We start from the raw sequence: 25013 nt of genomic DNA on the forward strand, positions 1-25013 counted from the left end.
CGAACCTGCACCAGCTGGCCCCATCGTCTCTCCAGGGCCCTTGACAAAAATCCTTGGTACCGAAGTCCTTACGTGCCAGGTGTACTACGACGACGACCCACAGTTCTATCCAGCCCGTCCGTGTTACACCAACGTATATTCCGAAGGAATAATGAGCGGTTGGAACAACCGCAACGACCCAACGTGGGAGCCTGAGTCACAGGAGCTCACTGGGTCGGGCACGCGCGATGACCCATTTGAGTTGCGTACCGTCGTGACGGGCAACGATTGGAAGACGGAGAAGATCGACCGCTACATCACCGGCCGGTCTGACTACGATTCCCAACTTCGCGTCACGAACCAACGGAGCAATGACCGGACAGCGATCGTCAGCCACATGGCTGACTGCTTCGGCTTGGGAGCGCACAACTACGGGTATGGCGCCGGAGACGCCGCGACGGGTACGGTGAGCTGCTCCAAGAATCCTCCAGCGGTGGCCGAGACTGGCCAGATGATCTCCTTCGTACCCAAGACGCCTCACGCCGAGTTTGCGTACGGGGTGCCGGGCCAGGTCTACTTTGAGGCCGGCTGGGGTCATCCGTTCGGCAATCGCATGCTGTTTGACGGCGGAGAGCGGACGGACAACGGCATGGGGATCAGCTGGAACGCGCACGTGGCCGCAGGCGCTACCGAGACGTTCGAGTGGCGGAATCAGTTCCATGCGGGCGGAACTGCGGCAGCGAATGTCGCGCTCGACTTGACCCTCGAGGACGACAACAAGAACGGACGCGCGGACGCGAACGAGCCCGTCCGAATCACCGCGTCCGTGACGAACACCGGATCAATGGCCCTACGGGACGGAAAGATCACCGATGACTTGGGGGCATTGTTCACGTGCCCGGTGGAGATCGAGGGCGGCAGCAGCGAGGACTGCACAGCAACTCACCGGCTGACACAGTCGGAGATCGATTCCGACCAGCTTGATGAGTCCGTCAGCTTCACGGCCAAAACACCGGCGGGGAGCGAATACGCTGCCGACGCCGTGCACGCCACCCTGGAGCGACTCCGTGTGGAGTCGGGGAACACGTCCACACATGCAGCGGGTTCAGACCCGCTCGTCGGGGAATCCCTGCCCATCGATATCGTCGTCAACAACACCGGCAATACGACTCTCAGCGACATCGAAGTGCGCGTCAACGATGAGCAAGCCGCCACGATCGATTCCCTCGCGCCCGGCGAATCACAACCGAGCACGATCACTCGCACAGTGACGCAAGATGACGTGAACGCTGGCGTCGCGAGATTCCAGACAACGGCGTCGGGCCGATCACCCGCGGGCGACGCGATTGTCCTCGATCCGTCGGACGCTGCGGTCGACATCACTCAACATGCCGCCGCCGGGCTGAGCATGCAACCCACCATCGACGGTCCTCTTCCTGGTGTCGGCGACACCATCGGGCTCCGTGTCGACGTGACGAACGACGGCAACGTGACCTTGCACGACCCGATCGTCACGACCGGTGGAGATTACGGAATGCAGTTCCGGTGTCCAGCTACACTCGCCCCTGGTACCAGGACGTCGTGCAGCACACAGGGTGCGTATAGCGTCACGCAGGCCGACGTCGATCGTGGCTCGGTCGAGTTCACCGCCACGCTCGCTGCGAGCGCACCGAACAACCAGGTCGTCGAGACGTACACCAGCACACGTCAGAAGACCGCCTCTGGCATCGCCAACACTGCGCCGACGCTCGCATTCACCGGTTCGGGACTCGTCGGGCTCCCTCTCGCGCTCGCGCTCCTGACGGCCGGCCTCGCACTCGCGTTCGTTCGCGTCAGCCGCCGTCGGATGCGACGTTGATGTCAGCGGCGGTCCGCCCGTTCTGGGAATGATGAGCCGCCCCTGACCACCGAGATCACTTCATCGGAAGATCTTCGAGTATCCAGCGCAATCGAAACAAATTACATCTGATCTGCCAGATAGAGAAGTCGTCGGGTGCTTGCACGGCGCGGATCGCGCAATTCAGGTGCATCCCGTCGGTCATCGTCCAAGCAGGCGTCGACGCGTCACATTTCAGTGAGCTACCTGGTTAGTGCGCTATTGCGCATATCACTCCAGAAAAGCTTGTTCCGCTGTGACGGAAGCGCTTTGAGGGATCCGTGTATGTTATCCGTGTATGACGCCGAAAGACGCGGACAGAGATCGTCTCTTCCGCTGAGCGGATATCCGCGGTGGCTCGAGGCGCGAAGCAGCCACCAAGAAGGGGTTTTCACAATGATCGGCTTACTGAGGGCCTGCTTGTGCGCATTCGCGATTGTCGGCGTCACCCTGTCGGGAGCACTGTTGGGCGTCGCTCCCGCCGCAATCGCTGCGGCGCCGGCGTTGGTGGATGACAGCGCCACGATCACGTCGATCACGCCGGACGAGGGACCCACCAGTGGCGGCACCGTCGTCACCCTCATCGGAACGAATCTCTTGCCATCGATCGTGATCGTCGACACAGAGAAGGTCACACCAGACTTCATCGCCCCAGACGGGACGTCCTTGCGGTTCACGACTCCGGCTCACGCCCCCGGCACGGTCGACGTGATCGTTTCAAGCTTCGACTCCAGCGAGCCCGTGGCCTTCACCTACGTCGCTGCGCCCACGATCACCGCCCTGTCCCCCGACAGCGGTCCCCAGGAAGGCGGCACGCGCGTGTCGGTGTCGGGCACCGGTTTCGGAACGTCGTCGGTCGTGGTCATCGACGGCGCCGACAACGTGATACCTGAGTCGATCTCAACCGACGGCACCACCCTCACCTACCTCTCGCCAACACACGATCCCGGATTCGTCGCCGTGACCGTCACGACCAGCGGAGGCCAGACCGGGGCGCTGCCGTTCGAATACATCGAACCCGACGAAGACGCCACTGCTCCACCGGCGATCGTGTCACCTGGCCAAGACGAAGTGGTCACGACCATGACACCCGTCATTCGCGGAACAGGGCTGCCAGCTGCGATTGTGACGGTGACCATCGACGGGCGCGATTCGTGCACGGCTACCGTCGCATCAGACGGCTTGTGGTCGTGTTCTCCCGCAGCACCCCTCACGGTCGGTGGTCATGTTGTGCAGGCCACGCAAGTCGGTCCTGCAGGCGGATCCGCGCCGTCCCCGCAGACGTCGTTCGTGATTGCAGCCACCTCCGACGAAGGCGGGTCGGGATCAGACGAAGGCGGGTCGGGATCAGACGAAGGCGGGTCGGGATCAGACGAAGGCGGGTCGGGATCAGACGAAGGCGGGTCGGGAGCGGGCGATGCCGGCACATCCGAACTGGCCAACACCGGGGTCGATCTTCGACCAGTGGGAACGCTGGCCGCCCTCATGCTCGCTGTGGGATGTGCGCTTGCCCTCCCCCGGAGGCGCATCGGACGCGGCTGATCAGGCATCCGTGACGACCTGAGCGTCGCTCCGCCGAGGTCATACTTGGCGTTCGCGAACGTCTCCTCCGGATCGAAGACGGTGGACCACAACTCCTCGTCGACCGACTGCACACCCTCCTCGAGGCAGATCTGGACCTGGAGGCGTCGAACGCGTCCGAGGTCGCGCGCATCTCCAGCAGCAGGGCGATGAGCCGCTCGTACGTGTGAAGCGTCGTCGGGACGCCTCCAGTGAAGCCAGCGGATCGAGACGTGTCAACCGATTGCCAAACATTGTTGGCAATCGCTTGCCAGTCGGGTGTGGTTCTGAGAGACTGATCCCGCTTCCGCCTGAACGGGCAGCGATTCACCCCCGCTGAGACGTTTCACCGTCGCGAGGAGCGCACCCCGCTATCAAAGGAGATTGCAGTGGCAAGCAGAGTTCGACCAGCGATCGCGACCGTGGGAATCCTCGCGCTCGCACTGACCGCGTGCTCGGGATCCGGAAGCGACGAGGCCACCGACGGCCCCGTCACCCTGGAGTTCTGGGCCTGGGGTTCCAACATCGACAAGCGTGTCGAGGTGTGGAACACCGCGAACCCCGACATCCAGGTCAACATCTCGGCCCCCGCGAGCGGCGCCGACATGCCTGTCCGCGTCCTGAGCGCCGTCCGCGCCGGCGACGGGCCCGACATCGCCCAGGCCGAGTACACCCAGATGCCGACCTATGTGTCGGCCGGCGTCCTCGCGCCGCTCGACAGCGACCGCAAGACGCTCGAGTCCGCCTACTCCCCCACCGTGCTCGAGACGGTGTCCTTCGACGACTCCATCTACGGTGTCCCGCAAGACCTCGGCCCCGCACTCTTCGTCTACCGCAACGACCTCTTCGCCCAGTACGGCCTCACCCCCGCGGCCACGTGGGACGACTTCCGCGCCCTCGCCGAGCAGGTGCGCACCCTCGACGGCAACCGGTACCTCTTCAACTTCAGCTCCATCGACGCCGACCAGTTCATGGGCTTGGCGCTCCAGAACGGTGCAGAGTGGTGGGACTACTCCGACGAGAAGTGGGGCGTCGACATCGACAGCGCCCAGACCCAGGAGGTGCTCGACTTCTGGCAGGGCATGGTCGAGGACGACCTCGTCAGCACCTACCAGACGGGCAGCCCCGAACAGATCGAGGCGACCGCGAGCGGACGAGTGCTCGGCACCATCGCCGGCGCCTGGGCTCCCGGCCCGCTCCTCAACCAGTACCCCGACACCGTGGGCCTCTGGTCGGCGTCGCAGATCCCGCAGTGGGATACCGCAGACCCGAGGGTCTTCGCCCGCGGCGGTTCGGCGAACGTCATCCTCAAGGAGAGCCCGCACTACGAGCAAGCCCTGGAGTTCATCACCTGGCTCAACGCCTCCGACGAGGGCGCAGAGGGCCTCGTCGAGGTCAACAAGTTCACCGGTGCACTGCACGGCCAGGAGATCGACCGCACCCCGCCGGAACTCATGCCCGAGGACACCGAGTACTGGCCGAGCGCGACGGAGGCCGCATCGAAGCTCGTCTCCGTCCAGTGGGGCCCGAACACGCAGGTCGCCTTCACCGCCATCACCGACGAGCTCGGCAACGCGATCGAGGGGACGAGCCCCTGGGCCGACGTGCTCCCGAAGGTGCAGGACATCGTCCAGAAGGACCTGGCCGGCTAGTGACCACGCCGACCATCGAGAAGTCCCGTGCCCGCGGAGGAGCATCCGCGGGCACGGGCGGGGATCGGAAGGGAAACGACATGACCACGGCCCCGTCCACGAAGCGCGTCTCACTGACGCGCCCACACCACCTGTTCGCCTGGGTACTCATCGCACCGGCGATCGTCCTGTTCGTCTTCGTCTTCATCATCCCGATCATCTACTCCGGCGGACTCAGCCTCATGGGCACCGCCGCCGGATCGAGCGCCTACGGCGTCCGCGAAGAGGTGTTCGTCGGGCTCGGCAACTACGCGAAGGTGCTCCAGGACCCCACGTTCTGGACGAGCCTCGGGAACCTCGTCGTGTACGCGGCGTTCCTCGTGCCGATCATGATGCTCACCTCGATGCTGCTCGCGCTGCTGCTCGACCTGCCGCGCATCGGGCTCCGAGCCTTCAACCGCATGGCGATCTTCCTGCCGTACGGTGTGCCGAGCGTCATCGCGGCGCTCATGTGGGGCTTCCTGTACGTGCCGGAGATCAGCCCGATCTACCAGCTCGGCGAGGCGTTCGGTCTGCAATTCCCGACACTCCTGCGGGGCGACCTCGTCATGACGGCCATCATCAACGTCGTGCTGTGGGGTGGCATCGGCTTCAACACGATCATCCTGTACACCTCGCTGCAGTCGCTGCCGAAGGAGCAGATCGACGCCGCTCGCATCGACGGCTGCAACGAACCGCGCATCGCCTGGTACATCAAACTGCCGCACATCGTGCCGGCCACGATCCTGACGGGACTGTTCTCCGTCATCGGTGCACTGCAGGTGTACAGCGAACCGCAGATGCTGTCGAGCCTCACCCCCGCCATCAGCTCCACGTACTTCCCGCTCATGCGGGTGTATCGGGACGCTTTCGCCCACGACGACCTCAACTCGGCGTCTGCGGCATCCATCATCCTCGCCCTCGCCACGGTGCTGCTGTCACTGCTGGTGCTCGGTGGGCAACGCCTCGCAGCTCGGAGGAACGCATGAGCACCACATCGCGCACCGAGGAACGCGTCCACGAGGACCGTCTCGCTCGAGAACGTCTCGTCCGCAGCGACGGCGACCGGAGGCCCACTCCGAAGCGGTCCACACCCCTCGTCCACAAGCTCGGCGGCATCCTCCCGACCATCGTGCTGCTGATCGCCGTCGTGTACTTCCTGCTGCCGATGGTGTGGGTGCTGTTCGCCGCCACAAAGAGCACGGGCGAGTTGTTCTCGACGAGTGCGTTCAGCTTCGGTTCCAGCCTCGTCGACAACATGGTCGCCCTGTTCGAGTACGAGAACGGCTCCTTCTCGCGCTGGCTCGGGAACAGCTTCATCTACTCGATCGGCGGGGCGCTGCTGTCCACGGCTGTCTCGGCGGCCGCCGGCTACGCCCTCGCGCTGTACCAGTTCCCGGGCAAGAAGGCCGTCATGGTCGGTCTGCTCGCGGGTGTCCTGCTGCCGACGATCACGCTCGCGATCCCGCAGTACATGCTGTTCGCGCAGTTGAACATCACGAACACCTACTGGGCGGTGCTCATCCCGATCTCGATCACCCCGTTCGGGATCTACCTCTCCTACGTGTTCGCGCGCGGCTCGGTGCCGCAGGAGCTGCTCGAAGCGGCACGGGTCGACGGGTCGAACGAGGGCCGCACCTTCGTGTCGATCGGTCTCCCCCTCCTGTTCCCGGGCCTCGTCACAGTGTTCCTGCTGCAGTTCATCGGCGCGTGGAACAACTTCCTGCTGCCGTACATCATGCAGTCGAAGTCGGAGCTGTCACCCATCACCGTCGCCATGTTCCTCATGCTGAACCGTGGCGGCAGCGAGCCGGTGCTCTACTCCGTCGCCATCGCGGGAGCACTGGTCGCCGTCATCCCCGTCGTGATCTTCGTCCTCGTGCTGCAGCGGTTCGGGCGCCTCGACCTGATCTCGGGAAGCCTGAAGTAGACATGACCATCAACGCACCGAAGGAACGGAACCCCATGTCCGAGCTGAATCCACTCTCCAGGTACGGCGTCATCGTCCCGAGCGAGCGCATCCCGGGCGCCATCGCGGTCGGAGCCGACTATGCGGAACCGACGATCGTCGGCAACCTGGTCGTCGCAGACGGCGACGGTTGGACGCGCAATCATGAATACGACGCGACCGTGCTCCGCGGATCGTTCGCGATCCTCTTCCCCGGCGACCTCGGCCTGGCCGACCCCGGCTTCCCCGCAGAGCAGGTCACCGCCTACCTCGACGCGGTCATGCCGATCATCGGTTCGGTCGCGACACCCGGGGCGAAGATCGTCTTCGGCAGCGGCCGGGCGCGCACGATCCCTGAGGGCGTCGGCGTCGCCGCCGCTCGCGCACGATTCGCCGAGGTCGTCGTCGAGACGCGCGACGCCGCCGAGCGACACGAGTTGCAGATCGTCCTGGAGCCACTGAACCAGGCCGAGTCGAACCTGCTGAACTCACTCCAGGAGGCCGTCGACTTCCTCGACGAGTTCGGCATCGAACGCATCCCCGTGGTCGCTGACCTCTACCACATCATGTTGGAGGAGGAACCGCTCAGCGTCGTCCAGGCGCTCGGCGGGCGCATCGGGCACGCGCACATCGCCGACTCCGGACGGGTGCCGCCCGGGCAGGGCGACTGGCCGCTGACCGCGTTCATCGAGGCGCTGCGCAACGGCGGCTACGACGGACCCGTCACCATCGAGTGCACCTTCGACGACTTCGAACCGGAACTCGAGGCAGCGCTCGCGCACCTCCGTCAGATCGCCTGACCCCTGCGCCACCGCAGCGCCGGAACGAACCGCACGCATCACCATCCACAGAACTGGAGCGAACCCCGCATGTCACATCGCATCGCCATCGTCGGCGCCGGCATCATCTCGAAGCAGCACGGCATCGTCATCGACCAGCTCGGCGACGAGCTCGAACTCGTGGCCGTCGTCGACCCCGAGATCGAGAAGGCGCAGGCCCTGGCCACCGAGCGCGGCGGACGGGCCTTCGCGACGCTGACGGAGGCGCTCGCTGCAGCGACACCGGACATCGTCGTGGTCTGCACCCCGACCGGCCTGCACGCCGACCTCGCGATCGAGGCGCTCGAGGCCGGCAAGCACGTGATCATCGAGAAGCCGGCCGACGTCACCGTCTCGCGCACCGACGACATCATCGCGGCGCAGGAGCGGGCCGGGACCTTCGTCACCGTCATCTCGCAGCACCGTTTCGACCCGTCGACGGAGATCATCGTCGCGGCAGCCCAGCGAGGCGACCTCGGCCGCCTCACGTCCGGCATCGCGTCCATCGACTGGTGGCGGGGGCAGAGCTACTACGACTCGGGCGCCTGGCGCGGCACCTGGGCGCTCGACGGCGGCGGGGCACTCATGAACCAGGGTGTGCACACGGTCGACCTGTTGGTGGCCGTGCTCGGCCGCCCGGTCGAGGTCTTCGGCTACACCGCTCTCCTCGCGCACGAACGCATCGAGACAGAGGACGTCGCCGTCGGCGTCGTCCGCTTCGAATCCGGTGCGCTCGGTGTCATCCACGGCTCCACCGCCGTCTACCCGGGGCTCGTCGCCCGCCTGCAGGTGCACGGGGACCGTGGATCCGCCGTCATCGAGAACGACCGCCTCACCTACTTCCACTCGACCCCCGCCGACTCCACGCGCGAAGAGGCCTTCTTCGGTGCCCAGGGCGGCGACACGAACCAGGTCGCGCAGTTCGCCGACAAGACGCAGGCGGGGTCGAGTGTCGCCGGCCAGATGTCCGACGCGCACCTGTTCCAGTACCGGAACTTCCTGGCAGCGATCCGCGGCGACGAGCCCCTCCGCGTGAGCCTCGCGGAGAACCGCCAGGCGATCTCGATCATCACCGGGCTCTACGAATCGGCGCGCACCGGCCAGCCGGTCCGCCTCGACTCGAGCGTGGCGGTGGCCCGATGAGCGCGCAGCACACCAGCCGGGTCGCGGCGAACCCGATCCCGTACTGGAGCGTCCGTGGCAAGTCCCGCGAGGTCTTCGAGGAGGCGTTCCGCGATTTCCAGCAGATCGGGTTCACCGCCGTGAAAGCCGACACCCCCGAGGGCATGACGGCCGACGAGTACCGGGCATGGATCGGCGGCTACGGTCTCGCGCCGTCCCTCAGCCTCTTCAGCAGCGCTTTCGACGAGACGGTCGACATGGCGGAGGTGCTCGAGGCGGCGAAGGCGTTCGGTGCCGCGCAGGCATCACTCGGCCTCGACCGCACGATGATCTCCTCGATGGCGATCCCCGCCCGCATGGCGACCCCTGCGATCGGGTCGGACTTCTCCCAGGAGCGTCTCGATCGCGCCGTCGAGAACGCCGGACGCACCTGCGAAGTGCTGCTCGCCGAGGGCATCCGCCCGCTGCACCACTCGCATGTGGGCGGCGTGTTCGAGACGGAGCATGAGATCCGCAGTCTGCTCGACACCCTCGGGCCGGACCTCATCGGCTTCGGCCCCGACACCGGACACCTGCGCTGGGCAGGTGCGGACCCCGTCGCGATGATCACCGACTACCGCGATCGCGTCGGCGGCATCCACATCAAGGACGTCTACGCCGACCACCTCGACGGAGCCGCTGACGGCGCGCTCAGCTACCACGAGACGTCGCAGACGAAGCGGCTCTGGGCGGAGCCCGGCCTCGGCGTGCTGGACTTCGACGCGATCGTCGCCGCCATGCCCGACGACTACGACGGCGACTACATGATCGAGGTCGACTTCCCAAGCGCCGAGAACGTGTTCGAATCGCACCGCCTGTCCTATGAATGGGCCAGCAACGCTCTCGGCTTCGCACGACTCTGATCCGACCGCATCGGCATCCGCATCCCGTGCACCACGGCAGTACGATGGCTCAGGTCGCCGCCGGCGACGATCGAGAGGAGCAGGCAACATGAGCGCCTCTGAAGCAACGCCTGCAGTCGACCAGGCCGACGACGAGACCACCGCGACGGCCGCCGACGACGCAGCCGGCCAGTCTGACGACCTCACCGGCGCGACCACGGTGAAGCGTGGCGGCGGCAACCGAGCCGCCACCAACCGCGCCGCTACCAACCGCGCTGCCACCAACCGCGCTGCCACCATCTATGACATCGCGCAGTTGGCCGGGGTCAACCCGTCCACGGTGTCACGGGCGCTGAGCCGGCCCGGGCGCATCAATGAGAAGACCGCGCAGAAGATCCACGATGCGGCGAAGCAGCTCAACTACGTGGCGAACCCCGCTGCCCGGGCGCTGCCCACGGGCCGCACGGGCACGCTGGGTCTCATCGTCGCCGACATCACGAACCCGATGTTCTTCGACGTGGTCCGCGGTGCGGAACGCGAGGCGGCCGAACGCAACTACACGCTCGTGCTGGCCGAGTTCCACGAGTCGGCCGAGATGGAGCTGGTGACGGCACGGCGCCTGATGCCGTCCGTCGACGGCCTCATCCTCGCCACGTCCCGTCTGTTGCCGGACGATGTCCGGATGCTCGGCGACGAGAAGCCAGTCGTCGTGATCAACCGTCAGGTGGACGACGTGGAGAGCATCGTCGCCGACATCGACCCCGGCCTCACCGAGGCACTCGACCACCTCGCCGAGCTCGGGCACCGGCGGCTCGCGTTCGTCTCCGGGCCGGCACGGTCATGGATGTCACGCCATCGGTGGGACCGCATTCGCGCCCTCTGCGTCGAGCGGGGTATCGATACCGTCCGGGTGCCGTCTTCACGTCCGGACATGGCGGCTGGCCGTGAAGCCGCGACCGCGGTGCTCGACACTGGCGCGACCGTCGTCCTCGCCTACAACGACCTGTTGGCGATCGGCATCATGTTGGAGCTGCGTCAGCGCGGCATCGACGTACCGGAACGGCTCAGCATCGTCGGCTTCGACGACATCTTCGGCTCGGACTTCACGACCCCGGCACTCACCTCGATCCGCAGCCCGCACCTCGCCTCCGGTTCGTACGCGGTGCAGACGCTGTTCGCCAAGCTCGGCGGCACGGACATGCCGACCATCGCCGACCTCGCAACCACCCTCATCATGCGCGAGTCGACCGCCCCACCCTACGCCGGCGCCTGAGAGCCCGCTGACGAAGCACGTCGGCCAGCGATCAGAATGCTCGCGACACCGTGGACGAGCCGTACTCTCAGGCCGCCTCCTTCGTGGCGAGCTGCGCGACCCGCGCCGCGCTGATGCCGATCGTCACTCGGACATCGACCGACTCAGGCGCCACACCCAGGAACACGGCGGCCAGATCGCGCGCAGCGACCGCGATCCCTCGCGCGGACACCGCCCCGCCGATTGCGGTGACGGTGGTGCCGTCAGTGCCGGCCGATGTGAGTGCAGGGATCTCGATCGTCCACCACTTTCCGACGTCGCGGTAGGCACGTGCATTGAGGAACCGTGGCTTGCTCATCATGCTCACTTCCTTCCGTCGGGGCATCGTTTTGTCCCGATACCACTTCAAGCGCACTCTTGAATTGGAATGAAAGGGTGGGCTTGAAGCAGCCGCGCTCGTGCGCGTTCGAACTGTCACCGATTGTCCTCATGGTGCCGATACAACCAGCGCCAGCATCGGCTATATCGTCTCGAACGAGATTCGTCGACGCGCCCTGATCCGAAGCACCCTGTGGAGAAGGGTCGGGCGGCACGCTGGCAGCGCGAGCGGGCGTGGCGGCGCCGAACGGGCGATCATCGGCGACGTGTTCCGGCCGGACCGGAGTGGTCACGGGCGGTCCTTCCGAGGAGCCTGGTCGTGGTCGTTGATGCGCGCGAGACGGGCGTTGTACTCGGTGAGTTCGGCGTCCCCGTCGCGAGCGGCGCGGCGGTCGTACCGCTTCGCCGCGCGTTCGTCACTGCGCACCCACTGCGAGACCACGATGAGCGCGACGAGCACGGCGGGGATCTCACCGACGCTCCAGGCGATGCCACCACCGACGGCCTGATCGGCGAGGAGCGCCGCCGTGTCGGTGTAGCCGAGCGCGGTCCACCATCCCTCTGCGAGCACCGTCGCGCTCGACATGATGGCGAGACCGAAGAACGCGTGGAACGCGAGCGTCGCCAACAGCAGGATGATCCGGAACGGGAACCCGGCGCGGTTCGGCCCGGGATCGATGCCGATGAGGACCCAGAAGAACAGGTAGCCGGTGGCGAGGAAGTGCACGGTCATGAGGATGTGACCCTGGTGTGCGATCATCGCCCACTCGAACCAGCCCGTGTAGTAGAAGACCACGAGACTCCCCGCGAAGAGGACACCGGCCACGGGCGGTTTCGACAGCAGCCGCAGATACCGGGAGTGCACGACGGCGAGGATCCACTCGCGCAGACCGCGGCTTCCATCGGTGCGGGTCGGCAGGGTTCGCAGCGCGAGGAGGATCGGCCCGCCGAGGACGAGCAGCGGCGGCACGATCATCATGAGGGCCATGTGCTGCAGCATGTGCGTGCTGAAGTGGATCTGCCCGTACACGGCGAGCCCGCCGCTGGTGGCGTACAGCAGTGCGGTGCAGCCTGCGAGCCAGGCCACGAGTCGACCGACTGGCCACGCATCGCCCCGCCTGCGCAGTCGCATGAACGACCACAGGTACCACGCCGCGCCGACGACGGCGATGCCGACCCACATCCAATCGATGTGCCACTCGGTGAACATCCGGAGCGGTGTCACCTCCGGCGGATACGCGAACCCCAGCAGACGTCGCCGCACGTCGTCGGCGACCGGCTCCTGCGACACCGGTGGCTGGCTCCGGGAGAGTGCCACGGAGACGCCCATGGTGATCGCCATCACGACGACCTCGCCCACAGCGAGACGTGCGAATGCGCCTCGACGTCCCGGCTCCTGCTGCAATCGCGGGATGAGTCGCACCCGATGCCAGACCCCGGCGAGCCCGAGCAGCAGCAGCGCGATGGTCTTCGCGATGAGGAGCAGGCCGTAGGAGGTGAGGAGGTCCGCAGGCCCCGCGAGTCGGAGCGACGCGTTGACGACGCCGGAGAACGCGACAGCGCCGAACGCCCACCCGGCGAGGACGGAGTAGCGCGCGACGACTGCGCCGATCTCGGCGCCGACTCTGCGGCGCAGGAGGATCACGGCGACGAGGCCGCCGACCCAAGCGGTGACCCCGATGAGGTGGATGGCCAGCGAGTTCACGGCATTGCCGTGCTCGTCCGATCCGGCCGCGTGTCCCGAGAGCGACAGCGGGAGGAGGGCGAACACGGCGATCGCGGTTGCGGCGGCGATCCACACGAGGCGGCGGGCGACCAGCACGATGCAGAACACCGTGAGCACGCAGACGAGCGAGAACACGAGCGTCTGTCCGAGCTCCAACTCGGTCGCGTAGAAGAGGAACGTGTTCGCGAAGGTCGGAGAGGACACGGGGACCCCGATGGAGTTCGCGGCGGTGAACACCAGGACCGCGATGCCGGCCGCGAGCCACACTGCTGCCGACCATGCCGCCCACCGGATCGCCTTCGATTGCGAGAACGAGACCACGCCGGGGACGATCCGCTGTCCCGGGAGCAGGAATGTCGCGGCGATCAGCAGGCCGATCGTCACCGAGGCCGCTGCGTCATGGATGACGCGCGCGATCGGCAGACCGCGGGTGACGATCACGCCCGGGTCCGAGAGCAGTGTGCCGGTCGCGAACGCGCCGGTGAAGTTCAGCGCGAAGAGCGCGACGACGACAGCCAGCGGCACTGAGGCCAGCATGACGACCTCCGGCGCGCGCCACGGGATCAGGATGGGCGATGGGCTCGGCTGGTCGACGACGGCGCTCTGGTGCGCACTCGTCGACGGGGTGGTTCGTTCGGCCACGGGACATGGCTCCTTCCAGCAGCGGCCGAGCATGCTCGAGCCCTGCAGAACAGCGCACTCGGCGTCTCCGCGGCAGCACCCGATGGGTGTTGCGGAGCCGAGTGGCGGAGATGATGGCACTCCGCGTGGGTGTCGCCACCGGACGACCGTTCACCGGTCGTCGTCGGTGCAGCCGACGCGCACGCGGCATGGACCGTCAGCGGAGCAGGGAGCTCATGGAGGTCGTGCCGGGATCAGAGGGCGGAGAGCGTCGGAGGGCCGCGGAGCGCGATCGTCTCGGGATACACACCGAGCGGGCTGGGCGACCGGACGTCGCTCAGCGGTGTGATGCGAGCCGGACGGACGGGCGACGCCAACGCTGCGAGCGCCGCTGGAACCAGATGCGCGAGGACGAACTCCTTCACGGCCGCGCCCGTCGACAGCAGGACCTCTGCGCGATGCAGCGCCGCGATCGTCACCAGACCGGCCGCGACGTGGGCGACCCACATCGAGGCGCCCGCCGGTCCGTCATGCACCATCGGCATCGACGACGCGTCGAGGGAGATCGGCGTTCCGTGAGCCAGATGTCCGCTCGGGCCCGACACCGAGGTCATGCGCTGAGCTGCTCCGAGCACGAACAGCGTGTGGAACAGCACCTGGCTCACAGCGACGGAGAGTGTCAGCCGCACGAGTGAGAGGCGGCGACCCGCGAGCAGCACGCAGACGAGCGTCGACAACACGGGCGGCACGATGACGCCGAGTGCTCCGGGCATCGTTCCGCCTCCGGCCACGTGCGACAGCAGGGCGACGAAGGTCGAGAAGGTCGCAGCGACCAGACCGCGGACGGTGCTGGTCGAGCGGGCGGACGACATGCCCTCATTGTCGCAGACGCGCCGTCGACCACCGAGCGGAGGCGGCATGCCGCCCGCGTGAGACGATCGGGTCATGGACTCGATGGATGATCGCCCGCAGATCGGCCGTGCCGACATCGATCGCGAGTCGCTCTCCGAACCCGGAACGACGCTCACGGCGCTCATCGAAGCACTCGGGTTCGAACTCGACCTCGCGTCGAGTGAGGGGGCGCCCGACAACGGCTGGAGGGTTCTGCGGAGGCAGGTCGACGACACATTCATCCTCGGGGCCCCTGTCAGCGAAGACCAGAAGACATGGCGCGTCGCGCTCCGCCGGTCCGAAGAGCGGAGCAGCCTGGTGAGTGTGCATCCCGAACCGGCCAAGCTCCGTCCGAGCGCGGCCGAACGCCGGAAGGGCTTGGAACTGAGATGGCCCGGTTTCACTGACGACATCGCTGGAGTCGGCGATCTCGACGACCTCGTGGTCGACATCGTGAACACTTCCGACACGATGTGGATGCCGAACGAGGACTCGTTCGACGCCCTCGGCGTCCTCACTGAACCGGGCGTGTCCGACTTCGGCGTCAGTTGGATGAGTTCGCGTCGACCGCCCGCCGTTCCGCTCGGCCCGGACGAGTACGCCCGCATCCCGGTGCACCTCGACGGCCACGCCGTATCGACTCACACCACCCCGGGGTGGTACGACCTGCACGTGGTGATCGTGGAGCTCGGGTTGCGGACAGCGGAACCGCTGCGGGTCGAGCTCACTGCTGAACTGATCGCCCGCCACGCGGCCCGGCTGCAACGGACGCGACCGGACGCGGCAGCTCAGCGCCGATGGCTCGATCGCCGCATTGCAGGGCTGCAGGCCCAGCTCACCGCCAGCGACTCCCTGGTGGACATTGCTCGAGCCGTCGTGGAAGCAGCCTCCGACCAGGATGCGATCGCTCGCATCGCGAACATCCTCGGGTGCACCACCGATGACGCGCAGGCGATCTACCACGCACCGATGCAGATGCTCAGCCCCAAGAGTGCTGGGCGGCTCACTCGACAGATCCGCGCGCTCACGAGCGAACGGGACGATCCCGATGGACCTGAAGGCACGCCGCGTCCATCGACCGCCTCGTCCGATTGAGCGACGCACGCTCGCGCGCGGGTAGCATCGCTGCAGATGGTCGACCTACAGCTGCACCAGCCGGAGTGGTCCGAGGCGTTCCGCGTTGAAGCGGCTTCCATCGGCGAGGTCCTTGCCGACGAGGTCGATGCCGTGGAGCACATCGGCAGCACCGCGATTCCAGGCCTGATCGCGAAACCGATCATCGATCTGGCGGCACGGACGACGGCCTCAGCCGATCCAAGCCCCCTCCCGAGATACCGGTCAGGTCGAATTCCGTGGGGCGCCCGCTCCGTCGCCGAATCGATCAGACCAGGGCAGATGCCCCTTCGCTGGTGGTGACTCCAGGTCTAGGCTGCGGTCCATGACCAGGCGAATCATCAGCACCGAGCATGCGCCGAGTTCCCCGCTCTACAGCCAGGGCGTACGAGCGGGTTCCGTGGTCTGCGTGTCGGGAATGGTCGGGATCGACCCGGCGACCGGCGAGCCAGCCGGGCCGTCGATCCACGAGCAGACCCGGCAAGCGCTGCGCAACTGCGAGGCCGTGCTGCACGCCGGCGGCAGCTCGATGGCCGACGTGACGATGGTCACGGTGCTGCTCGCACGACCCGATGACTTCGCGGGGATGAACGAGGCCTACGCGGACTTCTTCGGTGGAGAGCTTCCCGCCCGCGCCGTCGCCCGGCTCGGGCCGGAGCTGAACGGCATCCTGGTGTCGATCACGATGATGGCGCACGTCGACGACTGACCAGGTCCGACGCTCGACGGTCGTCTCCACGCGGATGTCTGCAGGGCTGCCTAGTCTGAGACGGTGATCGCACTCCTCGCCGCCCCGAGCAATCTCGGCCTCCGCCCGCCTCGGCCGGGCAGCGTTCCCGGGACCGTGAACGCCCCGGAGGCGCTCCGAGCAGCCGGACTGTTCCGTCGGATGACCACCGCCGGGGCGGTCGATGCGGGCGTCGTACGCTGCGATCGGTATGTCGATGACGACGCCACTCGTCCGTCTGGTCACGTCCGCAACGAGGTCGCGTTGATCTCCCACGCTCGCCTGCTCGCGGATCGCCTCTCCGGCCTGCTCGACATCGGACAGACACCGCTGGTGATCGGCGGCGACTGCAGCATCCTGATCGGCATCGGCGTCGCACTGTCCCGACGCGGTGGAGCGGGCCTCGTGCACGTCGACGGACACACCGACTTCCGCCACCCGGGCAACAGCGACGACTGTGCCAGCGTCGCAGGGGAAGACCTCGCTGCGGCGGTCGGACTGCACTGGCCGGCGATAGCCGACATCGACGGAGCCGGACCGTACTTCGTGCCGGCTCATGTCGCGCACATCGGGCACCGGGAAGACGACACGGAAGCCGTCGAGACGCGTCGAACGCTCGGCGCCGTCATCGCCGCGCGCGAAGCCATGGAGCAGCCGACGTCCACGACAGCTGCTGCGGCTCGGCGGGTGGCCGGCTCCGGCTATTGGCTGCAGGTCGACGTCGACGTCCTCGATCCATCGGTGATGCCGGCCGTCGACAGCCCCGACCCGGGCGGATTCTCGGCTGACGCCCTGACGGCACTCCTCGCCGAACTCGCTCCCGGCGCAATCGGCGCGTCCATCACCGTCTTCGACCCGGATCTCGATCCCGACGGCCGGTATGCCGCACTGGTCAGCGACATCGTCGCCACCGGATTGGCTCGACTGGGGTCCGAGAGAAGCCCTTGAGGAGACCGCTGAGGAAGGACATCGGCACCGAGAGTCCCGGCCCGGCGCCAAGACCAGGCCGGCGCCCGACTCAGCCCGTCGTGGCTCCCGCCGACGCCGCTACCCGGCGCTCGGGCGCGGACTCGTCGTAGACGTCCTGGATGATCTCGAAGGCCTTCCGCGCCTCGGTCGGGTCGATCCAGAACCCGCCCGGCTCGTCCAGACCCGCGTAGAAGTCCCGGATCAGAAGCTCGTGCGAGACGCCCCAGTAGGCGCGTTCGCCGCTCGCCGTCGTCCGCTCCGTCGTGACCTCGACGCGCCCATCGGCATGCCGGGTCGTGAGGTCACCGGCCAGGCTCAACGTGCCCGCTTCGCACACGATGTCGACCGTGATCGGGAGGTTCGCGACCCCAGCGACCGTCGCGTAGACCGTGCTCGTCGCACCCCCGGCGTGGACGATGCGCAGCTCCGCGGTGTCCTCCACCTCGATGACGTCCGCGAGCGCCCTCGTCGAGATCGAGCCCGAGGTCTCGAGGGCTTCACCGACGAGCCATTGCACGAGGTCGATCGTGTGGATGGCCTGGTTCATGAGCAACCCACCGCCGCCCGTCTCCCAACGGCCACGCCACGGGCGGTCCTCATAGTAGGCCGCGGTGCGGTGCCAGGGCACGACCGCCGACGCGCCGAGCACGGCCCCGAGCTCTCCGGAGTCGAGCAGTTCCTTCGCGCGCTCGACCGGCCGGTTGTAGCGGTTCTGGAAGCACACGGCGATCTTCGCGTCGCTCCGCGCTGCTGCTGCGATGAGACGGTCCGCCTCCTCGCGCGAGTGCGCGAGCGGCTTCTCGAGGATCACGCTGATCCCGCGGTCGAGAGCACGGATCGCCTGGTCGGCGTGGAGATGATGCGGGGTGCAAATGTGCACGACGTCCGGACGGATCTCGTCGAGCAGCCGGTCGAGGTCCGCAAAACCGGGCACGCCGGCGGCCCCACTCGTCGCCGCAAGCCGACCATCATCGATGTCGCAGACCGCGACGAGTCGCGCATCCGGGACCGTGGCGATCGCCGAGAGGTGCAGGGCGGAGATGTCGCCGCAACCGATGACGGCGACGCGACGGACGGTGGTCTCGGACGTGGCGGGACGCTCGTCGCTCATCGGAGTTCGATCCCGAGCTCATCGGTCAGGCCGCGGAACGCCCTCGCCGCAACGCCGAACGCGGCAGGACCGGAGAAGCCGCCGAGCGCATGGGTGTCCGCGAGGTGCGGCTCGAGCGACGCGAAGCCCGTGTACCCGTCGTCGCGGAGCGCTGTCAGGGTCTCCCGGAGCTGGCCGTCTCCTTCGCCAGACGGGACGACCTGCCCGGTCGCCGAGACGGCATCCTTCACCTGCAGGTAGTCGACGTAGGGGCGCAGCATCGCATAGGCGTCGTCGAAGGGCTTCACACCGACCTGCACGAAGTTCGCGTTGTCCCAGGCGAGGCGGAGGGCGGGCGATCCGACCGACTCGACGAGGTCGAGGATTCGCTCCGGGGTGTCGCCGTAGATGTCCTTCTCATTCTCGTGGAGGAGGACGACGCCTTCCCGCTCGGCGAGGTCGGCGAGCAGGCGCATCCGGAGGAGCACGTCGTCCCGAGTGCTCTCGACGCTGACTCCCTCCCCGCGGAAGAAGGAGAAGATGCGGATGTTCGTGGTGCCGAGCGCGTGGGCTGCGGCGATGGCGCGGTCGAGTCGTGCGACTTCGAGCTCGGCGTCGAGAGCGACGTCGACCTTGCCGATAGGCGAGCCGATCGCGGAGACACCGACGCCGGCACGCTCGAGCTGGGCGGCGAGACGCGGGAGTTGCACGTCGTCGAGGTCGATGATGTTGGTGCCCCACGCGCTCCGGACTTCGATGTGCGACGCACCCAGGGCGCCGAGCACGGCGATCTGCGTCGTGGGGTCGGGGTCGATCTCGTCGCCGAAGCCAGACAGGGTCCAGGTCACCGGTTCTTGTGCATTCACGTGCGCTTCCGCCTCCGCGTTCGTTCTCATCATCGGGAACCCGCAGCAGTACTGCCGGCGCTTCAACCCTAAGACTTTGGCAACCGGTTGACAACCCATGCTTCCGGGCAGTTCATGGTCGGACCATAGGATGGGGCGTGTGACCGATCTCTATCTCGCGAGCACGACCGTCGCCTTCAAGCGCACCTGGTCCTGCGTCCTGTTCGACCTCGACGGCACGATCGTCGACTCGGCGCCCGGCATCATCTCCCGCATGAAGCGGACGCTGGCCAACGTGGGCTCCGTCATCCCGTCGGACGAGTCACTCCTGCAGTGGGTCGGTCCACCACTGCTCGACTCCTTCCGCGACTTCGCCGGCATGGACCCGTTGCAGGCGCAGCTCGCACTCACGGAGTACCGACACCAGGTCGCCATCGAAGGCGCCGAGGTCGGCACCGCCGTGTTCCCCGGTCTCGCCGGACTCCTCGCGCGCATCTCCGCAGCCGGCATCCCCCTGGGTCTCGCGACGTCGAAGCCGGAGTCGCAGGCGAACACGATCCTCGACCACTTCGGCCTGAGCCAGTACTTCACCGTCATCACCGGTGCGTCCGAGGACGAGGTCCGCAGCAGCAAGGCGGACGTCGTCGGCGAAGCACTGCGCCGCCTCGCCGGCGTCGACACCTCGCGGACGGTGCTCGTCGGCGACCGGCATCACGACGTCGACGGCGCTGCGGCGCACGGCGTCCCCACGATCCTCGTCGAGTGGGGGTACGGCTCCCCCGCCGAAGCCGAAGGAGCACTGGCAGTCGTGCACGATGTCGACGCCCTGTACAAGCTCATCATCGGCTGACGGGAAGAACGACACGACGTCATAGACGTGCCTATCGAATACCGCCCCGGCCCTGAGTTGCTCGCGAATACTTCGTCGCCTTGTATTCGTCGACCGCAGCTCGGCTCGAACGATATCGCCCATCACTGCCGATGATCGCTTCGAGACGCCCGCGTCCGGCCGCCTGCTTCAGTGCGACGAGGCTGAACTCTGCGTCCACAAGCGCTTCGAGTGGCACATACTTCGCCGGCCCCGCGATGTTCGGGATCAAACGGTGGAGGTTGTCCACGACCGACCGACTGATGACTTCTGCGAGAGGCCCGTGGTCACCCTTGTCGGACCGATCAAGTGCTCGCAGGTACTTCCGCCGCTGCTCTTTCAGGATGATGGCGGGCGGCCAGCCCAGGCGGATCAGCAGGAGGTTGAGCACCAGCCTGCCGGTGCGGCCGTTGCCGTCGATGAACGGGTGGATGGCTTCGAAGTCACGGTGCAGCATTGCGAGCGTCTCCGGGACCTCCGCGATGGAGAGGCTGCCATCGCGGACACCGGTGAGGACCAGATTTGCGCTCTCCACCCACCCGCTCATCTCCGCGGGAATGAGCGGGAACGTCGGAGGCGTCATCCCACCGTCGAACTGCTGAATCTCATGGCGCCGCCAGCTCCCTGGCGATTCTGCCGCGGTCGCGTCCGAGTGCGGCGCAACATCCCATACTTTCGACATCGTCATCTCGTGAATCCGGCGGATCTCGGTGACCGTCACCAATCCGCCGTGTTGCCACTCCGCGGGTTCGACCGCTTGTTGATACACCCATCGAGCAGCTTCGGCGTAACCGAGCACTTCCATGTAGTCCTTCAGGGCTTTGGCCCCGACCGCCCGCCCCTGCTCCAGCAGCTGCTCGACCTCGCGGAGAACGAGCGTGTTCCCCTCGATAGCAGTGGAGTGATGGGCCTCGAGGTGCCACAGATCGTCCCAGAGCTGCCGAGCTTCGTAGCGCTTCGGGAGGCCTCCGTAGTTCGACAGTTCGTCGATGGCAAAGGCGAACCTTCGATACAGGACCTCACGACTCGGGCGACCACGCCCGGGGCGATTCGTGGTGGGATGTATCATCGCAGCCTTTCGCAAATTCAACAACGACAACTTAGCAAAGTGTCAGCCCTTACGCTCGAATAATAAACAACGACAACTGTCGGGTCGGAGCACTGATCTCGGGACCGCCCGGGACAGGTGTAGACCGCGGCGGTGGGCTCTGCGACACTGAGCGCATGACGGATGCCGGTCTGCTGAGCCTGCTCATCGTCCCGGCCGTTGCTGTGGCGGCCCCTCCGCTCGCCGCGCTCATCGGCCGGTACGCGAAGGTGCCGCTCGTCGTGTTCGAGATCGTCCTCGGCATCCTCGTCGGCCCGTCGGTGCTCGGTTGGGTGCAGCCGAGCGACTTCCTCGACACACTCGCGCAGTTCGGGCTCGCCGTGCTGTTCTTCATGGCCGGCAACGAAATCGACTTCGCGACGATCTCCGGCAGACCCTTGAGGCGAGCCGGCCTCGGGTGGGTCGTGTCGCTCGCGGGCGGCATCGCGCTCGGCGTCATCATCGGCGGCGATCTGGTCTCCGGCGTGTTCATCGGCGTCGCCCTGTGCTCCACGGCGCTCGGCACGATCCTTCCGGCACTTCGCGATGCGGGCGAGCTCCCGACCCCGTTCGGGCGCGCGGTGACGGCGACCGGTGCCGCCGGCGAATTCGGCCCCCTCATCGCGATCTCGCTCTTCCTCAGCGGGCGCTCACCGTTGCCCGCCACGATCGTGCTGCTCATCTTCGTCGGCGTTTCGGCGACAGCCATCTGGTACGCATCCACCCACAAGAACACGCGGATGCATCGCCTGGTGCGCACCACCCTCCACACGAGCGGACAGTTCGCCGTCCGACTCGTGATCCTCGGCATCGCGGCGCTCGTGGTGTTGAGCGTCGTCCTCGGACTCGACATGCTGCTGGGCGCGTTCGCCGCAGGTGTCGTGTGGCGGGTGTTCGTCGCACGGGCGACGCCGTCGGACCACCACGTCGTGGAGACGAAGCTCGACGCGGTCGCGTTCGGTCTCCTGGTTCCGATCTTCTTCGTGTCGAGCGGGGTGACGTTCGACCTCGACGCACTCCTCAGCCAGCCGGAGACGCTCGTCCTCGTACCGCTGTTCCTCATCCTCCTGCTCGTCGTCCGGGGACTGCCGTCCCTGCTCGCCTCCCCGCCCGGCGCAAGCCGAACAGACAAGCGGGGCCTGCTCCTGTTCGGTGCGACCGGGCTCCCGATCATCATCGCCGTGACCACGATCGGCGTCGAACACAAGCTCCTGCCAGCAGACACAGCGACCGCTCTCGTCGGCGCCGGCATGCTGTCGGTGCTGCTGTTCCCGGCGCTCGCCCTGATCGGCCGCGCACCACGCCTTCTGCCTGCCGACGTCGACGTCCTCGACGAGGCTCCCTGAGCACCCGTCCATTCGTCCAGACACGGGCTGAGGAAAGAACTCGACGACGCACTGGCATCACAAGCCGTCACTGAATACAGTGGCACCATTCGGAGGAGGTCGACATGGCGGTGTTCACACGGGGTTTCGGGAGTCGGGCACGCGAGCACGACGATCGTCTCCCACCCGGGCAGTTCCTCACCGAGGACTTCCCGGTCCTGTCGGCCGGTCCCACACCGCGGATCGACACCGAGGCGTGGGAGTTCCAGATCCGCACCGAGTCCGGCCAGACGCACCGCTGGGACTGGGCGGCACTGCAAGCGCTCCCCGCGGAGGACATCACGCACGACATCCACTGCGTGACGCGATGGACGAAGCTCGGCACGACCTGGCGGGGCGTCTCGCTCGACACGCTGTTCGCCGATGTCGAGAGCAGCTACGACTTCGTGATGGCCCACTCCTACGGCGGCTACACGACGAACATCCCGCTCGACGACCTCCTCGACGGGAAGGCGTGGATCGCCACGGGATTCGAGGGCGAAGCGCTCGAGCCCGAACACGGCGGCCCGGCGCGACTCCTCATCCCGCACCTGTACTTCTGGAAGAGCGCGAAGTGGATCCGTGGTCTCGTGATGCAGGAGGATGACGAGCCGGGATTCTGGGAGCAGAACGGTTACCACGCGTACGGCGATCCCTGGCTCGAGCAGCGGTACTCGTGAAGCGGCCCGGCCATGTCGACGTGTGGAGGGCGGCCACGGTGGTCGAGGCGACGCGGCTGACCGCGACTGGGCGCAGCCTCATGCTCGACGTTCCCGGCTGGGGTGGCAATCTCGCCGGACAGCACGCCGACGTCCGACTCACCGCTCCCGACGGCTATCAGGCGGTGCGCTCGTACTCGATCGCGTCGGCCGACGACGGCGATCGCCTCGAGATCGCCGTCGATCGCCTGCCCGACGGCGAGGTCTCGCCCTTCCTGGTCGATGCCATCGAGGTCGGCGACCAGGTGGAGATCCGCGGTCCCCTCGGTGGGTGGTTCGTCTGGCGGCCGGAGGAGATCGAGCCGGTACTGCTCATCGGTGGAGGCTCGGGCGTCGTGCCGCTCATGGCGATGGTGCGTGCGCACGAAGCCGCCGGCAGCCCCGCTCCGTTCCACCTCGTCTACTCGGTGCGCTCCCCCGATGACGCGTTCTTCGCGGAGGAACTCGCAGGAGCGACGGGCGTCGATGTCACCTGGATCTACACGCGGCGAGCGCCGTCGGACTGGCCCCGGCCGGCTGGGCGGCTGGCGGCGACCGATCTGCAGGCTCTCGAATCGTCTGGCGGCCAGACGCCGTCCGTGTTCGTCTGCGGGCCGACGGGGTTCGTCGAGGCGGTCGCCGACACCCTCGTCGCGATCGGGCATGATCCCGCGCGCATCAAGACGGAACGGTTCGGAGGCGCCTGATGACTTCGCATCTCGACGGCAACGTCCTCGCCGGGGCCTTGTCGGAGCTGACCGGCAGCGACCCGACGGACACGATGTCCCAGTGCTTGGGTTGCCATGACGTCGCGCCGCTTGCAGCTGAGCTCGTGTACGGCAATCCGGATGCGTGGGTGGTGCGGTGCCGTCACTGCGACGACGTCCTGCTCGTCGTCGTCCATCACGACACCGCGACCGTCGTCACCCTCGACGGCGTGCGCTGGTGGACCGAACTCGACTGAGGGTTCACCCCCTCGAGTCGCGTCCGCTACTCGACAGGCAGTGCGGATTCCGGGACCGTCGCGCCCCGGCGCTTCTGCTCTCGGACCTGATGGCGGCTGCGGGAGAGGGGATAGCGCGCGTCCAGACGCGGGTCGAGGAGGAGTCGTCGGAGTGCGATGAAGATCGGAATGCCACCGCCCCAGTAGGCGAGGAAGAGCACACCGCCGACCTGCCCACCAGAGCCGAAGCTGACCATGCTCACGGCGATGCCGATGCCGATGAACAGCCACAGCCACGCGTTCGCCACTCGTTGTCGGGCGAGCTGCTGTTCAGCAGCCCGCGACTCCATCGACTCGACGCGGTCGCTCAGCTCATCGTTGTCGATCCTGACGAACAGCTCGCGCACGTCGACCTGCAACGCGTCGGCCACGAGGGAGAGCGTCTCGAGGCTCGCGTCGTTGCCCGCCTCCAACCGCTGGACGGTCCTGATACCGACGCCGCTCTCGGTGGCGAGGCGATCCTGGGTCCAGCCGAGGTCCTGACGGAGCTGGACGATTCGTGATTCGTTCATGACTTCAGCGTTCCA

At 67.0% G+C, this 25013-nt stretch carries 25 protein-coding genes; 18 read left to right on the forward strand and 7 right to left on the reverse strand.

Translation table 11 applies throughout. The features are described from left to right. The first annotated feature begins 79 nt into the window (after positions 1 to 79). The 9 genes from ABMA10_RS20585 to ABMA10_RS20625 all read left to right on the forward strand — a co-directional run bounded on the left by ABMA10_RS20585 (position 80) and on the right by ABMA10_RS20625 (position 11127). On the forward strand, positions 80 to 1837 hold the full coding sequence (locus tag ABMA10_RS20585; RefSeq protein ID WP_431030963.1) for a DUF7507 domain-containing protein: 1758 nt from the start codon (positions 80 to 82) through the stop codon (positions 1835 to 1837). 312 nt (positions 1838 to 2149) lie between these two features. Continuing rightward, entirely contained in the window at positions 2150 to 3397 is a 1248-nt protein-coding gene (locus ABMA10_RS20590) for an IPT/TIG domain-containing protein (RefSeq protein WP_431030964.1), read from the forward strand. Between the two features lie 407 nt (positions 3398 to 3804). Further along, positions 3805 to 5067: an ABC transporter substrate-binding protein gene (locus ABMA10_RS20595; RefSeq protein ID WP_347869728.1), complete on the forward strand. Its 1263-nt coding sequence runs from the start codon at positions 3805 to 3807 to the stop codon at positions 5065 to 5067. Between the two features lie 80 nt (positions 5068 to 5147). Continuing rightward, on the forward strand, positions 5148 to 6074 hold the full coding sequence (locus tag ABMA10_RS20600) for a carbohydrate ABC transporter permease (RefSeq protein ID WP_347869729.1): 927 nt from the start codon (positions 5148 to 5150) through the stop codon (positions 6072 to 6074). Further along, the gene (locus ABMA10_RS20605) at positions 6071 to 7015 is read left to right on the forward strand and encodes a carbohydrate ABC transporter permease (protein WP_347869730.1); all 945 of its coding nucleotides are present in this window, start codon (positions 6071 to 6073) and stop codon (positions 7013 to 7015) included. Before ABMA10_RS20600 ends, ABMA10_RS20605 begins: the two co-directional genes overlap by 4 nt. A 2-nt stretch (positions 7016 to 7017) precedes the next feature. Beyond that, on the forward strand, positions 7018 to 7833 hold the full coding sequence (locus ABMA10_RS20610) for a sugar phosphate isomerase/epimerase family protein (protein ID WP_347869731.1): 816 nt from the start codon (positions 7018 to 7020) through the stop codon (positions 7831 to 7833). Positions 7834 to 7902: 69 nt separating this feature from the next. Then, positions 7903 to 8994: a Gfo/Idh/MocA family protein gene (locus ABMA10_RS20615; RefSeq protein WP_347869732.1), complete on the forward strand. Its 1092-nt coding sequence runs from the start codon at positions 7903 to 7905 to the stop codon at positions 8992 to 8994. Beyond that, a complete protein-coding gene (locus ABMA10_RS20620; protein ID WP_431030965.1) occupies positions 8991 to 9875 on the forward strand; it encodes a sugar phosphate isomerase/epimerase family protein in 885 nt (294 codons plus the stop codon). The genes ABMA10_RS20615 and ABMA10_RS20620 overlap by 4 nt, the downstream gene beginning before the upstream one ends. An 88-nt stretch (positions 9876 to 9963) precedes the next feature. Then, positions 9964 to 11127 (forward strand): LacI family DNA-binding transcriptional regulator, encoded by a 1164-nt coding sequence (locus tag ABMA10_RS20625; protein ID WP_347869734.1) that lies wholly within the window; start codon positions 9964 to 9966, stop codon positions 11125 to 11127. 67 nt (positions 11128 to 11194) lie between these two features. Here ABMA10_RS20625 and ABMA10_RS20630 read toward each other — a convergent pair whose 3' ends face one another. The 3 genes from ABMA10_RS20630 to ABMA10_RS20640 form a co-directional block, all read right to left on the reverse strand. Further along, positions 11195 to 11467 carry a hypothetical protein gene (locus tag ABMA10_RS20630; RefSeq protein ID WP_347869735.1) on the reverse strand — a complete coding sequence of 91 codons (273 nt, stop codon included), beginning with the start codon at positions 11465 to 11467 and terminating at the stop codon, positions 11195 to 11197. A 306-nt stretch (positions 11468 to 11773) separates the two neighbouring features. Next, the gene (locus ABMA10_RS20635) at positions 11774 to 13852 is read right to left on the reverse strand and encodes a cytochrome c oxidase assembly protein (protein WP_347869736.1); all 2079 of its coding nucleotides are present in this window, start codon (positions 13850 to 13852) and stop codon (positions 11774 to 11776) included. 233 nt (positions 13853 to 14085) lie between these two features. Beyond that, positions 14086 to 14703: a hypothetical protein gene (locus ABMA10_RS20640; RefSeq protein WP_347869737.1), complete on the reverse strand. Its 618-nt coding sequence runs from the start codon at positions 14701 to 14703 to the stop codon at positions 14086 to 14088. A gap of 73 nt (positions 14704 to 14776) precedes the next feature. Here ABMA10_RS20640 and ABMA10_RS20645 point away from each other — a divergent pair, with 73 nt between their 5' ends. From ABMA10_RS20645 to ABMA10_RS20660, 4 genes are all read left to right on the forward strand, one after another. Further along, complete coding sequence (locus ABMA10_RS20645) at positions 14777 to 15817, forward strand: hypothetical protein (protein ID WP_347869738.1); 1041 nt, start codon at positions 14777 to 14779, stop codon at positions 15815 to 15817. A 36-nt stretch (positions 15818 to 15853) separates the two neighbouring features. Further along, a complete protein-coding gene (locus ABMA10_RS20650) occupies positions 15854 to 16138 on the forward strand; it encodes a GrpB family protein (RefSeq protein ID WP_347869739.1) in 285 nt (94 codons plus the stop codon). 22 nt (positions 16139 to 16160) lie between these two features. Continuing rightward, positions 16161 to 16544 (forward strand): RidA family protein, encoded by a 384-nt coding sequence (locus tag ABMA10_RS20655; RefSeq protein WP_347869740.1) that lies wholly within the window; start codon positions 16161 to 16163, stop codon positions 16542 to 16544. Positions 16545 to 16607: 63 nt separating this feature from the next. Then, the gene (locus ABMA10_RS20660) at positions 16608 to 17510 is read left to right on the forward strand and encodes an arginase family protein (RefSeq protein WP_347869741.1); all 903 of its coding nucleotides are present in this window, start codon (positions 16608 to 16610) and stop codon (positions 17508 to 17510) included. Between the two features lie 70 nt (positions 17511 to 17580). On the opposite strand, the gene ABMA10_RS20665 is transcribed toward ABMA10_RS20660, so the two are convergent. Both ABMA10_RS20665 and ABMA10_RS20670 read right to left on the reverse strand, forming a co-directional pair. Further along, positions 17581 to 18642 carry a Gfo/Idh/MocA family protein gene (locus tag ABMA10_RS20665; protein ID WP_347869742.1) on the reverse strand — a complete coding sequence of 354 codons (1062 nt, stop codon included), beginning with the start codon at positions 18640 to 18642 and terminating at the stop codon, positions 17581 to 17583. Further along, a complete protein-coding gene (locus ABMA10_RS20670; RefSeq protein ID WP_414693703.1) occupies positions 18639 to 19517 on the reverse strand; it encodes a sugar phosphate isomerase/epimerase family protein in 879 nt (292 codons plus the stop codon). Before ABMA10_RS20670 ends, ABMA10_RS20665 begins: the two co-directional genes overlap by 4 nt. A gap of 109 nt (positions 19518 to 19626) precedes the next feature. Between ABMA10_RS20670 and ABMA10_RS20675 the strand changes: the two genes are divergently transcribed. Further along, positions 19627 to 20316, forward strand: a complete 690-nt coding sequence (locus ABMA10_RS20675) for an HAD hydrolase-like protein (protein ID WP_431030966.1) — start codon at positions 19627 to 19629, stop codon at positions 20314 to 20316. A 31-nt stretch (positions 20317 to 20347) separates the two neighbouring features. Here ABMA10_RS20675 and ABMA10_RS20680 read toward each other — a convergent pair whose 3' ends face one another. Beyond that, on the reverse strand, positions 20348 to 21403 hold the full coding sequence (locus tag ABMA10_RS20680) for a Fic family protein (RefSeq protein WP_347869744.1): 1056 nt from the start codon (positions 21401 to 21403) through the stop codon (positions 20348 to 20350). Between the two features lie 155 nt (positions 21404 to 21558). Between ABMA10_RS20680 and ABMA10_RS20685 the strand changes: the two genes are divergently transcribed. From ABMA10_RS20685 to ABMA10_RS20700, 4 genes are all read left to right on the forward strand, one after another. Continuing rightward, positions 21559 to 22767 (forward strand): cation:proton antiporter, encoded by a 1209-nt coding sequence (locus ABMA10_RS20685; RefSeq protein WP_347869745.1) that lies wholly within the window; start codon positions 21559 to 21561, stop codon positions 22765 to 22767. A 104-nt stretch (positions 22768 to 22871) separates the two neighbouring features. Then, positions 22872 to 23465: a sulfite oxidase-like oxidoreductase gene (locus tag ABMA10_RS20690; protein ID WP_347869746.1), complete on the forward strand. Its 594-nt coding sequence runs from the start codon at positions 22872 to 22874 to the stop codon at positions 23463 to 23465. Beyond that, on the forward strand, positions 23462 to 24190 hold the full coding sequence (locus tag ABMA10_RS20695; RefSeq protein WP_347869747.1) for a ferredoxin reductase: 729 nt from the start codon (positions 23462 to 23464) through the stop codon (positions 24188 to 24190). Before ABMA10_RS20690 ends, ABMA10_RS20695 begins: the two co-directional genes overlap by 4 nt. Beyond that, a complete protein-coding gene (locus tag ABMA10_RS20700; RefSeq protein ID WP_347869748.1) occupies positions 24190 to 24447 on the forward strand; it encodes a DUF6510 family protein in 258 nt (85 codons plus the stop codon). Before ABMA10_RS20695 ends, ABMA10_RS20700 begins: the two co-directional genes overlap by 1 nt. 26 nt (positions 24448 to 24473) lie before the next feature. Here ABMA10_RS20700 and ABMA10_RS20705 read toward each other — a convergent pair whose 3' ends face one another. Then, positions 24474 to 24998, reverse strand: a complete 525-nt coding sequence (locus ABMA10_RS20705) for a helix-turn-helix domain-containing protein (protein ID WP_347869749.1) — start codon at positions 24996 to 24998, stop codon at positions 24474 to 24476. Positions 24999 to 25013: the final 15 nt, after the last annotated feature.

Origin of the sequence: Plantibacter sp. RU18 (genome assembly GCF_050613355.1) — a bacterium.
Classification (GTDB): Bacteria; Actinomycetota; Actinomycetes; order Actinomycetales; family Microbacteriaceae; genus Plantibacter.

Excerpts from the sequence above, each read along its gene's own strand:
- ABMA10_RS20645 (WP_347869738.1), top strand. The coding sequence starts at position 14,777 with ATGGACTCGATGGATGATCGCCCGCAGATCGGCCGTGCCGACATCGAT.
- ABMA10_RS20625 (WP_347869734.1), top strand. The coding sequence starts at position 9,964 with ATGAGCGCCTCTGAAGCAACGCCTGCAGTCGACCAGGCCGACGACGAG.
- ABMA10_RS20680 (WP_347869744.1), bottom strand. The coding sequence starts at position 21,403 with ATGATACATCCCACCACGAATCGCCCCGGGCGTGGTCGCCCGAGTCGT.
- ABMA10_RS20600 (WP_347869729.1), top strand. The coding sequence starts at position 5,148 with ATGACCACGGCCCCGTCCACGAAGCGCGTCTCACTGACGCGCCCACAC.
- ABMA10_RS20700 (WP_347869748.1), top strand. The coding sequence starts at position 24,190 with ATGACTTCGCATCTCGACGGCAACGTCCTCGCCGGGGCCTTGTCGGAG.
- ABMA10_RS20605 (WP_347869730.1), top strand. The coding sequence starts at position 6,071 with ATGAGCACCACATCGCGCACCGAGGAACGCGTCCACGAGGACCGTCTC.
- ABMA10_RS20670 (WP_414693703.1), bottom strand. The coding sequence starts at position 19,517 with ATGAGAACGAACGCGGAGGCGGAAGCGCACGTGAATGCACAAGAACCG.
- ABMA10_RS20620 (WP_431030965.1), top strand. The coding sequence starts at position 8,991 with ATGAGCGCGCAGCACACCAGCCGGGTCGCGGCGAACCCGATCCCGTAC.
- ABMA10_RS20610 (WP_347869731.1), top strand. The coding sequence starts at position 7,018 with ATGACCATCAACGCACCGAAGGAACGGAACCCCATGTCCGAGCTGAAT.
- ABMA10_RS20650 (WP_347869739.1), top strand. The coding sequence starts at position 15,854 with ATGGTCGACCTACAGCTGCACCAGCCGGAGTGGTCCGAGGCGTTCCGC.
- ABMA10_RS20640 (WP_347869737.1), bottom strand. The coding sequence starts at position 14,703 with ATGTCGTCCGCCCGCTCGACCAGCACCGTCCGCGGTCTGGTCGCTGCG.
- ABMA10_RS20705 (WP_347869749.1), bottom strand. The coding sequence starts at position 24,998 with ATGAACGAATCACGAATCGTCCAGCTCCGTCAGGACCTCGGCTGGACC.
- ABMA10_RS20665 (WP_347869742.1), bottom strand. The coding sequence starts at position 18,642 with ATGAGCGACGAGCGTCCCGCCACGTCCGAGACCACCGTCCGTCGCGTC.
- ABMA10_RS20655 (WP_347869740.1), top strand. The coding sequence starts at position 16,161 with ATGACCAGGCGAATCATCAGCACCGAGCATGCGCCGAGTTCCCCGCTC.
- ABMA10_RS20630 (WP_347869735.1), bottom strand. The coding sequence starts at position 11,467 with ATGATGAGCAAGCCACGGTTCCTCAATGCACGTGCCTACCGCGACGTC.
- ABMA10_RS20685 (WP_347869745.1), top strand. The coding sequence starts at position 21,559 with ATGACGGATGCCGGTCTGCTGAGCCTGCTCATCGTCCCGGCCGTTGCT.
- ABMA10_RS20690 (WP_347869746.1), top strand. The coding sequence starts at position 22,872 with ATGGCGGTGTTCACACGGGGTTTCGGGAGTCGGGCACGCGAGCACGAC.
- ABMA10_RS20615 (WP_347869732.1), top strand. The coding sequence starts at position 7,903 with ATGTCACATCGCATCGCCATCGTCGGCGCCGGCATCATCTCGAAGCAG.